The 13,665-nt window shown below is 70.6% G+C and carries 11 protein-coding genes and 1 pseudogene; 4 read left to right on the top strand and 8 right to left on the bottom strand.

Going from position 1 to position 13,665, the window contains the following annotated elements; genetic code table 11:
* Positions 1-78: 78 nt before the first annotated feature.
* The 7 genes from OG406_RS12275 to OG406_RS12305 all read right to left on the bottom strand — a co-directional run bounded on the left by OG406_RS12275 (position 79) and on the right by OG406_RS12305 (position 7,889).
* Positions 79-531 carry a hypothetical protein gene (locus OG406_RS12275; protein WP_329185712.1) on the bottom strand — a complete coding sequence of 151 codons (453 nt, stop codon included), beginning with the start codon at positions 529-531 and terminating at the stop codon, positions 79-81.
* 160 nt (positions 532-691) lie between these two features.
* On the bottom strand, positions 692-2,119 hold the full coding sequence (locus OG406_RS12280) for an NAD(P)/FAD-dependent oxidoreductase (protein ID WP_164371067.1): 1,428 nt from the start codon (positions 2,117-2,119) through the stop codon (positions 692-694).
* Positions 2,120-2,151: 32 nt separating this feature from the next.
* Complete coding sequence (locus OG406_RS12285; RefSeq protein WP_329185714.1) at positions 2,152-2,952, bottom strand: ABC transporter permease; 801 nt, start codon at positions 2,950-2,952, stop codon at positions 2,152-2,154.
* Complete coding sequence (locus tag OG406_RS12290) at positions 2,953-3,882, bottom strand: ABC transporter permease (RefSeq protein WP_164371065.1); 930 nt, start codon at positions 3,880-3,882, stop codon at positions 2,953-2,955.
* Entirely contained in the window at positions 3,882-5,033 is a 1,152-nt protein-coding gene (locus OG406_RS12295) for an ABC transporter ATP-binding protein (protein ID WP_203659633.1), read from the bottom strand. Before OG406_RS12295 ends, OG406_RS12290 begins: the two co-directional genes overlap by 1 nt.
* A 5-nt stretch (positions 5,034-5,038) precedes the next feature.
* Complete coding sequence (locus tag OG406_RS12300; RefSeq protein ID WP_266846496.1) at positions 5,039-6,286, bottom strand: polyamine ABC transporter substrate-binding protein; 1,248 nt, start codon at positions 6,284-6,286, stop codon at positions 5,039-5,041.
* A 76-nt stretch (positions 6,287-6,362) separates the two neighbouring features.
* Complete coding sequence (locus tag OG406_RS12305; RefSeq protein ID WP_329185720.1) at positions 6,363-7,889, bottom strand: gamma-aminobutyraldehyde dehydrogenase; 1,527 nt, start codon at positions 7,887-7,889, stop codon at positions 6,363-6,365.
* A gap of 178 nt (positions 7,890-8,067) precedes the next feature.
* Here OG406_RS12305 and OG406_RS12310 point away from each other — a divergent pair, with 178 nt between their 5' ends.
* Both OG406_RS12310 and OG406_RS12315 read left to right on the top strand, forming a co-directional pair.
* Positions 8,068-8,649 carry an NADAR family protein gene (locus tag OG406_RS12310; protein ID WP_164371061.1) on the top strand — a complete coding sequence of 194 codons (582 nt, stop codon included), beginning with the start codon at positions 8,068-8,070 and terminating at the stop codon, positions 8,647-8,649.
* Between the two features lie 154 nt (positions 8,650-8,803).
* A complete protein-coding gene (locus tag OG406_RS12315; RefSeq protein WP_266849407.1) occupies positions 8,804-10,432 on the top strand; it encodes an MFS transporter in 1,629 nt (542 codons plus the stop codon).
* On the opposite strand, the gene OG406_RS12320 is transcribed toward OG406_RS12315, so the two are convergent.
* Positions 10,416-11,486, bottom strand: a complete 1,071-nt coding sequence (locus OG406_RS12320) for a DUF4190 domain-containing protein (RefSeq protein WP_329185723.1) — start codon at positions 11,484-11,486, stop codon at positions 10,416-10,418. The two genes, OG406_RS12315 and OG406_RS12320, sit on opposite strands and share 17 nt — an antisense overlap.
* 90 nt (positions 11,487-11,576) lie before the next feature.
* Here OG406_RS12320 and OG406_RS12325 point away from each other — a divergent pair.
* Both OG406_RS12325 and OG406_RS12330 read left to right on the top strand, forming a co-directional pair.
* Positions 11,577-12,773: pseudogene (locus tag OG406_RS12325) on the top strand (adenosine deaminase).
* Between the two features lie 17 nt (positions 12,774-12,790).
* Positions 12,791-13,474, top strand: coding sequence for a glycerophosphodiester phosphodiesterase (locus tag OG406_RS12330; RefSeq protein WP_266616969.1), 684 nt, complete (start codon positions 12,791-12,793; stop codon positions 13,472-13,474).
* Positions 13,475-13,665: the final 191 nt, after the last annotated feature.

Consider the following 13,665-nt stretch of genomic DNA (forward strand, 5'->3'; position numbering starts at 1 on the left):
GTCCAGACCAATTCTGTTGTCAAGACCCCCTGCGTGTCGGGGACTTCGGGAGACCGCCGCCGCGCGGCACCGGCACCGCTATCGGCCCCCGTTCCCGGCGAGGCCCGCCGCCGCCTCGTGCATGGCCAGTTCGAGCAGGGCCGGATCCGTGAGGGTGCCCGAGCCGTCCGGCTGCACCAGCCAGCGGACCCCGCCGGTGGCCCGCCCCGGGTAGGGCACCACGATCCAGGTGCCGGGCCCCGCGGTGCGCACCCCCGTGCCGAGCCAGCGGGCGGCGGTGCCCGCGGGCACGAAGAAACCCATCCGCGCGTCGCCGAAGTCGACGAGCACGGGCCCGGGTTGGTCGATCACCCGGCTCAGCACGTCGAGCGTCGGATAGCCGAGTTCGCCGGGCAGGATGAGCACGTCCCAGGCCCGGCCCGCCGGGAGCAGCGCGATGCCGAGGGGATTGCGTTCCCACTCCCACCGGCAGGCCTCCGGATCCGGAGCCACGGATGTCAGCCACTCGACCGCCGTCTTGGGCCCTGTCATGACGGAACCTCCCTCTCTCGTGACGACGCTGGTCGCGTCACAGGGGAGAGGGAGGTCCGGGGCGATCATTACGCGGGTTCCGGCTACCAGTTGGTAGTGAACCGGATCACACCGACGAGCTGGGCGTACGCCCGTGGATCACCGGGCGCGCCGCGCGCCCTCAGCTGTCGAAGCCGAGGCCCAGTCTGTCCATGGTCTTCAGCCACAGGTTGCGCCGGCCGCCGTGGGTGTCGGCGCGCGCCAGCGACCACTTGGTGAGGGCGATGCCGGTCCACGCGAAGGGCTCGGGCGGGAACGGCAGCGGCTTCTTGCGGACCATCTCCAGCTCGGTGCGTTCCGTGCGCTCCCCCGCCAGCAGGTCGAGCATCACGTCCGCGCCGAAGCGGGTGGCGCCCACGCCGAGGCCCGTGTAGCCGGCCGCGTAGGCGACCTTGCCCTGGTGGGCCGTGCCGAAGAACGCCGAGAAGCGCGAGCAGGTGTCGATCGCGCCGCCCCAGGCGTGCGAGAAGCGGACGCCCTCCAGCTGCGGGAAGCAGGTGAAGAAGTGCCCGGCGAGCTTGGCGTACGTCTCGGGGCGGTCGTCGTGCTCGGCGCGGACGCGGCCGCCGTACGGGTAGATCGCGTCGTAACCGCCCCACAGGATGCGGTTGTCGGCGGAGAGCCGGAAGTAGTGGAACTGGTTCGCCGAGTCGCCGAGGCCCTGGCGGTTCTTCCAGCCGATGGAGGCCAGCTGGTCGTCGGTGAGGGGCTCGGTCATCAGCGCGTAGTCGTAGACCGGGACGGTGTACGAGCGGACGCGCCGGACGAGGTTCGGGAAGATGTTCGTGCCGAGGGCGACCCGGCGGGCGCCGATCGCGCCGTACGGGGTGCGGACGGCCATGCCGGCGCCGGACGGCTTCAGGTCGAGGGCGGGCGTGTTCTCGTACACCCGGACCCCGAGCCGCAGGCAGGCGCGCTTCAGGCCCCAGGCCAGCTTGGCCGGGTGGAGCATGGCGACGCCCCGGCGGTCGTACAGGCCGGCCAGGAAGGTCGGGGAGGCGACCTGTTCGCGGACGGCCTCGGTGTCGAGGAGTTCGACGCCCTCGGCGAGGCCCTCGCGCTCCAGCTCCTGGTGCCAGTCGCGCAGTTCGGCCGCCTGGTGCGGTTCGGTCGCGACGTCGATCTCGCCGGTGCGCTCGAAGTCGCAGTCGATGGAGTAGCGGGCGACGGCCGCCTCGATCTCGTCGAGGTTGCGGGCGCCCAGCTCCTCCAGCTTGCGGATCTCGTCGGGCCAGCGGGTCAGCCCGTTGGACAGACCGTGGGTGAGGGAGGCGGCGCAGAAGCCGCCGTTGCGGCCGGAGGCGGCCCAGCCCACCTCACGGCCCTCCACGAGGACGACGTCCCGGCCGGGGTCGCGCTCCTTGGCGATCAGCGCGGTCCACAGTCCGCTGTAGCCGCCGCCGACGACGAGCAGGTCGCAGGTGTCGGAGCCGGTGAGCGCGGGCTCGGGCCGGGGTTTGCCGGGGTCGTCCAGCCAGTACGAGACCGGCTGGGCGTCCGCGAGAGACGTCGTCCACTGATTACCACGGGTCATGGCGCTTGGGGCCATGATTTCCAACTCCCTACGAGGGTTTTCGAGCGTTATGCCTTTTGCCTGTTGCGGCGATTGCCGACGACCATTCCGGCCAGGACGAAGAGTACGGCGATGAGGAACATGGCCGTTCCGATGACGTTGATCTGAACGGGTGTTCCGCGCTGTGCCGAACCCCAGACGAACATGGGGAAGGTGACGGTCGAGCCGGCGTTGAAATTGGTGATGATGAAATCGTCGAAGGAGAGCGCGAAGGCGAGCAGCGCGCCCGCCGCGATGCCCGGTGCCGCGATGGGCAGGGTCACCCGCAGGAAGGTCTGCGCGGGACCGGCGTACAGGTCCTGCGCCGCCTGTTCGAGGCGGGGGTCCATCGACATGACACGGGCCTTGACGGCCGTCACGACGAAGCTGAGGCAGAACATGATGTGGGCGATCAGGATCGTCCAGAAGCCCAGCTGAGCGCCCATGTTGAGGAACAGGGTGAGCAGCGAGGCGGCCATCACGACCTCGGGCATCGCCATCGGCAGGAAGATCAGCGAGTTCACGGCGCCGCGTGCGCGGAAGCGGTAGCGGACGAGCGCGAAGGCGATCATCGTGCCGAGGATCGTGGCGCCGATCGTCGCCCAGACGGCGATCTGGAGGCTGAGCGAGAGCGAGCCGCACATGTCGGCGACCCCGCACGGATCGCGCCAGGCGTCCGTCGAGAATTGCTGCCACTCGTAATTGAAGCGCCCCTTCGGTTTGTTGAAGGAGAACACCGTCACGACGATGTTGGGCAGCAGCAGGTATCCGAGCGTCAGCAGTCCCCCGATGACGACGAGATGGCGCTTGAACCAGTTCACGAAGGCCATTTAGACCAGATCCTCCGTCCCGGACTTGCGGATGTAGAGCGTGACCATGATGAGGATCGCGGCCATGAGGATGAACGAGAGTGCCGCGGCCGTCGGATAGTCGAGAATCCGCAGGAACTGGGTCTGGATGACGTTGCCGACCATGCGGGTGTCGGTGGAGCCGAGCAGGTCGGCGTTCACGTAGTCACCGCTGGCGGGGATGAACGTCAGCAGGGTGCCGGAGACGACGCCCGGCATCGACAGCGGGAACGTCACCTTGCGGAAGGTGGTGATCGGCCGGGCGTACAGGTCGCCGGCCGCCTCGTGCAGCCGTCCGTCGATCCGCTCCAACGAGGTGTAGAGCGGCAGCACCATGAACGGCAGGAAGTTGTACGTGAGTCCGCAGACCACCGCGAGCGGTGTGGCGAGGACCCGGTCGCCCGCCGTGAAGCCGAGCCAGTTGGTGACGTCCAGGACGTGCAGCGTGTTCAGGGCGCCGACGACCGGGCCGCCGTCCGCGAGGATCGTCTTCCAGGCGAGCGTGCGGATCAGGAAGCTGGTGAAGAACGGCGCGATCACCAGGATCATGATCAGGTTGCGCCAGCGGCCCGCGCGGAAGGCGATCAGGTACGCGAGCGGATAGCCGAGTACCAGGCACAGGATCGTCGCGGCACCGGCGTAGAGCACGGAGCGCAGGAACTGCGGCCAGTAGTCGGCGAGCGCGTCCCAGTAGGTCTGGAAGTGCCAGGTGACCTTGAAGCCGTCCTCCAGCGATCCGGTCTGGATCGAGGTGGAGGCCTGGTAGACCAGCGGGAGCGCGAAGAAGACGATCAGCCACAGCAGGCCGGGCAGCAGCAGCCAGTACGGGACGAGCCGGCCGCGCTTCTTCGGCGGCTTCTTGGCGGGTTGCGGCGCGAGCGGCGGCGCCTCCGCCTCGGTGACGGTGGCCATCAGGCGGCCTCCTCCTCGGCCGTCTCGACACCGGCGTCGATGTCCTGGGCGGCGTCGAGGCCGAAGGTGTGCGCCGGGCTCCAGTGCAGGACGACCTCGGCACCCGGGGCGAGCCGGGAGTCACGGTCGATGTTCTGGGCGTAGACCTCGAACTCGGGGCAGACGGCGCTGTCGATCACGTACTGCGTGGAGACGCCGATGAAGCTGGAGTCGGCGATCCTGCCGGTGATGCGGTTGCGGCCGGCGGGTATCTCGCCCGCGTCGTCGGCGTGCGTGAGGGAGATCTTCTCCGGCCGGACGCCGACCAGCAGCTTGCCGCCGGTCGTGGTGTCCGCCGAACATCGCGACCCGGGGAGCACCAGCTTGCCGCCGCCCGCCCGGAGGACGATCTCGTCGCCGCTACGGGAGTCGACCTCGGCCTCGATGAGGTTGGAGGTGCCGAGGAAGTTGGCGACGAAGGTGGTGTTCGGGTTCTCGTAGAGGTCGGCGGGCGCGCCGAGCTGCTCGACACGGCCCGCGTTCATCACGGCGACCGTGTCGGCCATGGTCATGGCCTCCTCCTGGTCGTGCGTGACGTGGACGAAGGTGATGCCGACCTCGGTCTGGATGCGCTTGAGCTCCAGCTGCATCTGACGGCGCAGCTTGAGGTCGAGGGCGCCGAGGGGCTCGTCGAGGAGGAGCACCTTGGGGTGGTTGATCAGCGCGCGGGCCACGGCGACACGCTGCTGCTGGCCGCCGGAGAGCTGGTGCGGCTTCTTGCGCGCCTGCTCGCCGAGCTGGACGAGGTCGAGCATGTCCTCGACCTGCTTCTTCACCGACTTGATGCCGCGCCGGCGCAGGCCGAAGGCGACGTTCTCGAAGATGTCGAGGTGCGGGAAGAGGGCGTAGGACTGGAAGACCGTGTTCACCGGGCGCTTGTAGGGCGGCAGGTTCGTCACGTCCTGGTCGCCGAGCATGACGGTGCCCGATGAGGGCTCCTCCAGGCCGGCGATCATCCGCAGGGTGGTGGTCTTGCCGCAGCCGGACGCGCCGAGCAGCGCGAAGAACGAGCCCTGCGGCACGGTCAGGTCGAGGGGGTGCACGGCCGTGAAGGAGCCGTACGTCTTGCTGATCCCGGAGAGGCGGACGTCGCCGCTGTTGTCATTCGTCATCGTGGTCACGCCCCTGTGAGCTTCGCGAACTTCTCTTCGTAGGCCGTCTCTTCCTTCTGGCTCAGCGAGCGGAAGGGGTGTGACTTCGCGGCCATGGCCTTGTCAGGAATGATCAGCGGGTTGTTCGCCGCGTCCTTGTCGATCTTCGCGAGATAGGGCTTGACCCCGTCGACCGGACAGACGTAGTTGATGTAGGCGGCGAGTTCCGCGGCGGGCTCGGGCTCGTAGTAGAAGTCCATGAGCCGCTCGGCGTTCGTCTTGTGACGTGCCTTGTTGGGGATCAGCATGTTGTCGGTCGACGTGATGTATCCGCTGTCCGGGATGAGGAAGTCGACGTCCGGGCTGTCCGCCTTGAGCTGGACGACGTCACCGGCCCAGGCCACACAGGCGGCGAGGTCGCCCTTGGTGAGGTCGGACGTGTAGTCGTTGCCGGTGAAGCGGCGTATCTGGCCCTTGTCGACGGCCTTCTGGAGGCGGGCGATCGCCGCGTCGAAGTCGTCGTCGGTGAAGTTCGCCGGGTCCTTGCCCATGTCGAGGAGGGTCATGCCCATGCTGTCGCGCATCTCCGAGAGGAAGCCGACGCGCCCCTTGAGTTTGGGGTTGTCGAGCAGGTCGGAGACGGAGCGGACCTCGACGCCGTCGAGCGCCTTCTTGTTGTAGGCGATGACGGTCGAGATGCCCTGCCAGGGATAGGAGTAGGCGCGCCCGGGGTCCCAGTCGGGGTTGCGGAACTGGGCGGACAGGTTGGTGTAGGCGTGCGGGAGGTTGGCCGCGTCGAGCTTCTGCACCCAGCCGAACCGGATGAGGCGGGCCGCCAGCCAGTCGGTGACGACGATGATGTCGCGCCCGGTGTCCTGGCCCGCCGCGAGCTGCGGCTTGATCTTCCCGAAGAACTCGACGTTGTCGTTGATGTCCTCGGTGTACTTGACCTTGATACCGGTCCGTTCGGCGAACGCGTCGAGCGTGGGGTGGTGCTTCTCGCTCTCGTCGACGTCCATGTACTCGGTCCAGTTGGAGAAGTTGATCGTCTTCTCCTTGGCCGAGTGGTCCTCGGCCGAGACCCCGCCCTGGGTCTTGCCCGCGGCCGGGATGCCGCAGGCGCTCAGCGCCCCCAGGCCGCCGACGGCGAGCGCGCCGCCGGCCGACGCGCGCAGCAGGGAACGGCGGCTGAGGGAGGCCCTGCCGTTCCGGAAGCTGCGCCGCAGGGCGGCCCGTTGGACCGGGGACATGCGTTCGGGCTCGTACTGCTCCATGCTCTGGTGCCCTTTCGGAAGCGTCGCGGCCGTGGTCGCGGCCTGGTCTGCCACAGGGCCGTAGCCGGTCGTTCGGCTACGGCCGGTCCCCGAAGACCGTGCGGTGCCAGTCCTTCCTGGCGACCGCGGTGTTGTCGAACATGACGTGCTTGACCTGCGTGTACTCCTCGAAGGAGTAGGCGGACATGTCCTTGCCGAAGCCGGACGCCTTGTAACCGCCGTGCGGCATCTCGCTGATGATCGGAATGTGGTCGTTGACCCAGACGCAGCCCGCCTTGATCTCGCGGGTCGCGCGGTTGGCGCGGTAGACGTCGCGGCTCCAGGCGGAGGCCGCGAGTCCGTACGGGGTGTCGTTGGCCAGCGCGATGCCCTCGTCGTCGGTGTCGAAGGGGAGCACGACGAGCACCGGGCCGAAGATCTCGGCCTGCACGATCTCGCTGTCCTGCCCGGCGTCGGCGACGAGCGTGGGCGCATAGTACGCGCCGGACTTGAGCGCTCCCTGGGGAGCCTCTCCGCCGGTGACCACGCGCGCGTAGCCGCGGGCGCGGTCGACGAATCCGGCGACGCGGTCGCGCTGGGCGTGCGAGATGAGCGGGCCGAGGTCGGTGTCGGCCGCGAAGGGGTCGCCCACGCGGACGCTTGCCATCAGGGCGCCCGTCCGCTCCACGAAGGCTTCGTAGAGGGGGCGTTGCACGTACGCGCGCGTGGCGGCCGTGCAGTCCTGGCCGGTGTTGATGAGCGAGCCGGCGACCGCGCCGTGTACGGCGGCCTCCAGATCGGCGTCGTCGAAGACGAGGAAGGGCGCCTTGCCGCCGAGCTCCAGGTGGAGGCGCTTGACGGTGGAGGTGGCGATCTCGGCGACGCGCTTGCCGACGGCCGTCGACCCGGTGAAGGAGGTCATCGCGACGTCGGGGTGTCCGACGAGATGCTCGCCCGCCTCCCGGCCGAGGCCGGTGACGATGTTGATCACGCCGTCCGGGATGCCCGCCTCGGTGGCCGCCTCGGCGAACAGCAGGGAGGTGAGCGGGGTCAGCTCGGCGGGCTTCAGGACGATCGTGTTGCCCGCGGCGATCGCCGGGAGGATCTTCCACGCGGCCATCTGGAGCGGGTAGTTCCAGGGCGCGATGGAACCGACGACCCCGATGGCCTCGCGGCGTACGTACGAGGTGTGGTCACCGGAGTACTCGCCGGCCGACTGGCCCTGGAGGTGCCGGGCGGCGCCGGCGAAGAACGCGGTGTTGTCGATGGTGCCCGGCACGTCGAACTCGCGGGTCAGCTTGAGGGGCTTCCCGCACTGCAGGGACTCGGCCTGGGCGAACTCCTCGGCACGCTCGGCGAGCACGGCGGCGAAGCGGTGCAGCGCGTCGGAGCGTTCCCCGGGGGTGGCGCCCGACCAGCCGGGGAAGGCCGCGCGGGCGGCGGCCACGGCCGCGTCCACGTCGGCGGTGCCCGCCAGCTCGTAGGTGTACACCTCTTCGCCGGTGGCGGGGTCGACGACCGCGTGGCTGCGGCCGGACGTGCCCTTGGTCAGACGTCCCGCGATGTACTGCGCTCCGCCGGCGAGGCGGTCCTGCGCCTGGAAGCGATGGCCCGGATTGTGCATGTCGCTCTCCTCCGCCGCCCTCCCCGTCGAAACGGGGGTCGGCGTAGCTCCAGCTCGATTTGAGTGCCGATCCTGACAGAGCTAAGGGACTCCAACAAGTGATTCCGTTGTTGCCTTTTGGTTACGCGACGGAATCCTTCGACCAGGTGTCGAGTCCTGCTGGAAAAGGCGGGACGGAATGTCAGTGGTGCGTGCCAGAGTGGCGTGCATGGGGAAGATCGCCACGCGGGACGCACTGGTCAGCACCGTCGAGTCGGGGACGCGGGTGAAGTACCTGCACTTCTGGGGGCACCGTGCGCGGGCGGACGGACAGGTCGGACCGAGCTGCCTCAGCCAGTGGTGGCCGTCACCCTTCGTGGTCGAAGGGGTCGTCTACGCCACGGCGGAGCACTGGATGATGGCCTCCAAGGCGCGCCTCTTCGGGGACGCCGAGGCCGAGCGGCAGGCGGTGGACGCGGCGAACCCGGCGCTCGCCAAGAAGGCGGGCCGGCTGGTGCGCGGATTCGACGACGCCGTGTGGGAGCGCGAGCGGTTCGGGATCGTGGTCGAGGGCAGCGTCCACAAGTTCGCGGCGCACCCGGAGCTGCGGGCGTTCCTGCTGGGCACCGGCGACCGGGTGCTCGTCGAGGCGAGCCCGCTGGACCGCGTCTGGGGCATCGGCCTCGCCGCGACCGACGAGGGCGCCTCGGACCCCCGGCGCTGGCGGGGCCCGAACCTGCTGGGCTTCGCGCTGATGGAGGCGCGGGAGCGGCTCCGGTAGGGGGCGGGCGGGTCGGGGGTGCGGTGATCGTCCTGCGGATGCGGCACCCCGTCAACCGGCTGAGAATGCAGAAGTGAGTGACACTCATTCGGCGCGGGGCGCGGCCGCTGAACAGGCGCCCAGGACCTCGAACCAGACGCTGGCCCTCGCGGCCATGCTCTTCGCGGTGTCGATGACGTTCATCGACCAGACGATCGTCTCCATCGCGGCCCCGGACATCGTCAACGAGCTGGGCCTGTCCGCGTCGGGCATGCAGTGGGTGGTGAACGCCTATCTGCTGTCGCTGGCGGCGTTCTTCGCCCTCGGCGGCCGCCTCGCGGACCTCTTCGGGCCCCGCCGGGTCGTCATCGTCGGCACCCTGGTCTTCGTCATCTCCTCCGTGCTCTGCGGCTGCGTCCCCAAGGGGGACTTCGCCCAGACCTGGCTGATCATCTTCCGGGCGACACAGGGTCTGGGAGCGGCGCTCCTGTTCCCCGCAGCACTGGCCGTGGTGGTGGCCGTCTTCCCGGTGGAGCGGCGCGGCCGGGCCCTCGCGCTGTTCTTCGGGCTGTCCGGCGCTCTGACGGCGATCGGCCCGCTGCTGGGCGGCTGGCTCACGTCCTGGACCTGGCGGGCGATCTTCTGGGTGAACGTGCCCGTGGCCGTCGTGGCGCTCGTCCTCACGATGATGGCGCGCGTCCCGAACCGGCGGCGCGACGAGCCGCTGGACGGCGTGGGTGCCGTCCTCATCGCCGTCGGGATGGGGGTGAGCGTGCTGGGCTTCCAGCAGGCCGCTTCCTGGGGCTGGGACAGCGCGGCGACCTGGGCCTGCATCGTGGGCGGTCTGGCCGTTCTCGTCGTGTTCTGGCGCTACGAACGGGGCAGGCGGCACCCGCTGGTCAATCTCGCGGTGTTCCGCGACAAGGCGTTCACCGTGGACAGCCTGGTGCTGTTCTTCGCGATGCTGGCCTTCGTCCCGGTCTTCTTCTTCGCCTCCGTCTACGCCCAGGTCTCGCTGAGCGCCTCACCCAACCAGGCCGCGCTGTACCTGCTGTACTTCTTCGCGGGTTTCGCGATCGCCTCGCAGTGGGGCGGCCGCATGCTGGACAAGCAGGGAGCCCGGGGGCCGATGAAGATCGGCACCATCGTCGGCGCCGTCGGATTCGCCCTGTGGGCCAACAAGCTGACCGATCTGTCGATGCACGACCAGTGGCCCTACGTGGCCCTCGCGGGCGCCGGTATCGGCTTCATCCTGGCGCCCGCCTCGACGGACGCCGTGAACCGGGCCATCGGGGCCTCGTACGGCGAGGTCACCGGCATCACGCAGACCGTCCGCAACTACGCGGCGAGTGTCGGCCTGGCGGTCCTCGGGACGATCCTCACGCACCGGACGACCGAGAACGTCGTGTCGACGCTCACGTCGCGCGGGGTGTCGTCGGACACCGCGAACGGCGTGGCCAAGGACATCGCCGAGGCGGTCACGGGCAACGGCGACGCCCGGACGCCCACCGGCACCGGGCCGGCCGCCAGCGCCGCGCGCGACGCGATGTCGAGCGTGCGCATGGACTTCGCCGAGGCCAACCAGTGGGTCTTCTACGGGATGGCCATCGCGCTCGGCATCGGCTATCTGATCGCGCTGCGCCACCCCGGGGGCAAGGGAACACCGGCGGTCACGGAGGGCGAACCGCGGTCGGCCCCGGCGACCCCGGCGTCACCGTCCGAGGACGGGCACCGGACGAGCAGCGGACGGGCGTCCGGCCCGGCGGCCCGCCCCGGTGGTACCCCGCCTACCTCTGCCGCGTGACCAGGGACGTGGAGAACCCGTCGTACCCGCCCGAGTCGTCGCTGCCGACATCGTCCGGGAGGGCGACGATGACCACGATGAGCGCGATGCCGAGCACGATGCCGACCGACCCGCAGATGATCCCGGCCAGCGCCTGCCCCGGGTTCGTCGCCTCGCCCTTGCGGACCCTGCCCCGGCCGATCACGCCGAAGATCACGGCGAGGATGCCGAGCACGATCGCCAGGGGCCACGCGCAGAACAGGACCGCGGCGATGATGCCGAGGACGAGCGAGGCGGTGCCCAGGCCGTTGCTCGGGGCGGGCGGCCCCGCGGGCCAGCCGTAGCCGGGCACGCCTCCGTACGGGGACGGGCCGCCGCCGGGATACTGCGGATAGCCGTAGCCGTACGGGGAGTGCCCGGGACCGCCGGGGGCTATCGGCGGCGGAGGCACGGGCTCGCCCGGACCGGGCTGCGGATAGGGCGTGTGCGCCGCGGGAGCGGCGAACGGGTTGTCCCGGACGGGGCCGCCGGGAGCCGCGGGTCCCGGCGGGAAGCCGGTGCCGGGGAGCGACGTGATCGTCGGCAGCCCGTACGCGGGAGGGGGTGTGGTGCTTCCGCCGCCCCGCGCGCTCCGGCCGGACGTGTCGTCCTCGGGCGGCGCCCAGGGGTTGGTCTCCTGCCGGCGGTCGGCGCCGGCCTTGCCGAGGGAGACCTGCGGGGCGGGAGCCTGACCCGCAGCGGAGCCGGAAGCGTGGCCCGGTCCACCGGACGCGGAGCCCGCAGCGCGGCCCGGAGCGGCGAACGGCCCGGTTCCCTGGGCGGGCACGGACGATCCCGGCCCGTCGGCCGGGGCGCGGTCCGCCGGGGGCGGGGTCTGTTCCCGGCCGTCGCCGGGCTCACCGGTCACGGCGTACTGGGGGCCGTCACCGGCCGCGCCGTCCACCCACCGCGCGCCGTCATCGGCCCGCGTGGCGTTCTCACGCTCCGCCGGCGCGGTCCAACCGTTCCCCTGAGCCGTCGGTGTCCACGCGTCGTCGTCACGTGGTGTCTCCGGCGTCCTCGCGTCCTCGGACATGCGCGAAGTCCCCTCTCTTCTGCGTGCCGACATGCTACGGCCCGGGCGTGTCCCGTGGATCTCCACGGGACGACGGCCTGCCCGTCGACGGTGGCCCGGCCGTCCCGGACAGGCCGGGCCCGCCCTCCCCGGGCCGCGGCCTACGATGATCCCGAGTCATCGATCAGCCGATCACCCGCGTCCCGCCGAGCACCGTCCGGAGACGCCGTTCCGGGGAGGAACCCCTTGACCCAGCACATCACCGCACGCGACGACGTCCGCGACCTGCACTCCTTCATCGCCGGACTGCCCAAGGCCGAACTGCACGTCCACCACGTCGGATCCGCCTCCCCGCGCATCGTGTCCACGCTCGCCGCCCGGCACCCCGACTCGATGGTGCCGACCGACCCCGAGGCACTGGCCGACTACTTCACGTTCACGGACTTCGCCCACTTCATCCAGGTGTACCTGTCCGTCGTCGACCTGATCCGCACACCGGAGGACGTCCGGCTGCTGACGTACGAGGTGGCCCGGGACATGGCGCGTCAGCAGGTGCGCTACGCCGAGCTGACCATCACGCCGTGGTCGTCCACCCGGCGCGGGATCGACGAACTGGGCTTCATGGAGGCGATCGAGGACGCGCGCCGGGCCGCCGAGGCGGAGCTGGGTGTCGTCCTGCGCTGGTGCTTCGACATTCCGGGCGAGGCCGGTCTGGAGGCCGCCGAGGAGACCGTGCGGCTCGCGACCGACGACCGGCTGCGGCCGGAGGGGCTCGTGTCCTTCGGGCTCGGCGGCCCCGAGATCGGCGTTCCGCGGCCGCAGTTCAAGCCGTACTTCGACCGCGCGATCGCGGCGGGTCTGCGGTCGGCGCCGCACGCCGGTGAGACGACGGGCCCGGAGACGGTGTGGGACGCGCTGAACTTCCTGGGCGCCGAGCGCATCGGGCACGGCACGAGTTCCGCGGGGGACCCCAAGCTGCTCGCCCATCTCGCCGAGCACGGGATCGCCCTGGAGGTCTGCCCGACCTCGAACATCGCCACGCGGGCGGTCCGCACCCTCGACGAGCACCCCATCAAGGAGTTCGTGGCGGCCGGGGTGACGGTCACCGTCAACTCCGACGACCCGCCGATGTTCGGCACCGACCTCAACAACGAGTACGCGGTCGCCGCCCGGCTGCTGGACCTGGACGAGGCGGGCGTCGCCTCGCTCGCCCGCAACGCGGTGGAGGCGTCGTTCCTCGACGAGGCCGGCAAGGCGAAGCTCGCGGCCGAGATCGACACGTATGCCGCGACATGGCTGGCGCTCTGACCCAGCACAATGGGCGCATGCGCACCGTGACCGCAGTCGCCCACCGCGGCGACCCCTATCGCGTCCGTGAGAACACGATCGACTCGCTGCGTTCCGCGCTCCACCGGGGCGCGGACGCCGTCGAGATCGACGTACGGCTGACGCGGGACCGCCTGCCCGTGCTGCTGCACGACGACACGCTCAACCGGCTGTGGGGGCACGACCGTCCGCTGCGGTCGCTGTCCTCCGACGAGGTGAAGGGCCTGACCGGAGGCGGCGTGCCGACGCTGGCGGAGGCACTCGGGGCGACCGGCGACCACCGGATCATGGTCGATCTGCCGGGTCCGGTGGACGAGAAGGCCGTGCGCGAGGTCGTGGACGTGGTGCGCGCGTGCGGGGCACAGGAACGGGTGTACTACTGCGCCGGTGCCCCGGCGATGCTCGCGGTCCGCGCCGTCGACCCGTCCGCCGAGATCGCGCTGACCTGGACGACGCTGGCACCGCCGCGCCCGGCACTGCTCGACGCCGTGCGTCCGCGCTCGCTCAACTACCGCTTCGGGCTGGTGGACCGGGAACTCGTGGCCCGGATCCACCGGGACGGTCTGCTGGTGTCGGTGTGGACCCCGGACACCCGGCGCACCATGCGCCGCCTCGTCGCCGCGGGCGTCGACTCCGTCACGACCAACCGCATCGACACCCTGGTCGCCCTCCGCGACGGCTGACCGCGCGGCGGGAGCCGAGGCTGCTCCCCCATCTGACCCGCGGTCCTTCGGCCGGTCCGCTGGGGGCCGGCCGACGACTCAGCGGCTCCGACCGGCACGGGACGCCTGTCCCACCCCTCCCGACGGCGCGTTTCCCTAAGGGAGACCCCCGTGCGGAGACCGGGGACGGCACCCTTCCTGATGAGGATCAC

The organism is Streptomyces sp. NBC_01428 (assembly GCF_036231965.1).
Taxonomy (GTDB): Bacteria; Actinomycetota; Actinomycetes; order Streptomycetales; family Streptomycetaceae; genus Streptomyces.

Bases quoted from the DNA above. Each gene is read 5' to 3' on its own strand.
- OG406_RS12320 (WP_329185723.1), bottom strand. From the start codon at position 11,486: ATGTCCGAGGACGCGAGGACGCCGGAGACACCACGTGACGACGACGCG.
- OG406_RS12290 (WP_164371065.1), bottom strand. From the start codon at position 3,882: ATGGCCACCGTCACCGAGGCGGAGGCGCCGCCGCTCGCGCCGCAACCC.
- OG406_RS12275 (WP_329185712.1), bottom strand. From the start codon at position 531: ATGACAGGGCCCAAGACGGCGGTCGAGTGGCTGACATCCGTGGCTCCG.
- OG406_RS12295 (WP_203659633.1), bottom strand. From the start codon at position 5,033: ATGACGAATGACAACAGCGGCGACGTCCGCCTCTCCGGGATCAGCAAG.
- OG406_RS12305 (WP_329185720.1), bottom strand. From the start codon at position 7,889: ATGCACAATCCGGGCCATCGCTTCCAGGCGCAGGACCGCCTCGCCGGC.
- OG406_RS12315 (WP_266849407.1), top strand. From the start codon at position 8,804: ATGCTCTTCGCGGTGTCGATGACGTTCATCGACCAGACGATCGTCTCC.
- OG406_RS12310 (WP_164371061.1), top strand. From the start codon at position 8,068: ATGTCAGTGGTGCGTGCCAGAGTGGCGTGCATGGGGAAGATCGCCACG.
- OG406_RS12330 (WP_266616969.1), top strand. From the start codon at position 12,791: ATGCGCACCGTGACCGCAGTCGCCCACCGCGGCGACCCCTATCGCGTC.
- OG406_RS12285 (WP_329185714.1), bottom strand. From the start codon at position 2,952: ATGGCCTTCGTGAACTGGTTCAAGCGCCATCTCGTCGTCATCGGGGGA.
- OG406_RS12300 (WP_266846496.1), bottom strand. From the start codon at position 6,286: ATGGAGCAGTACGAGCCCGAACGCATGTCCCCGGTCCAACGGGCCGCC.
- OG406_RS12280 (WP_164371067.1), bottom strand. From the start codon at position 2,119: ATGGCCCCAAGCGCCATGACCCGTGGTAATCAGTGGACGACGTCTCTC.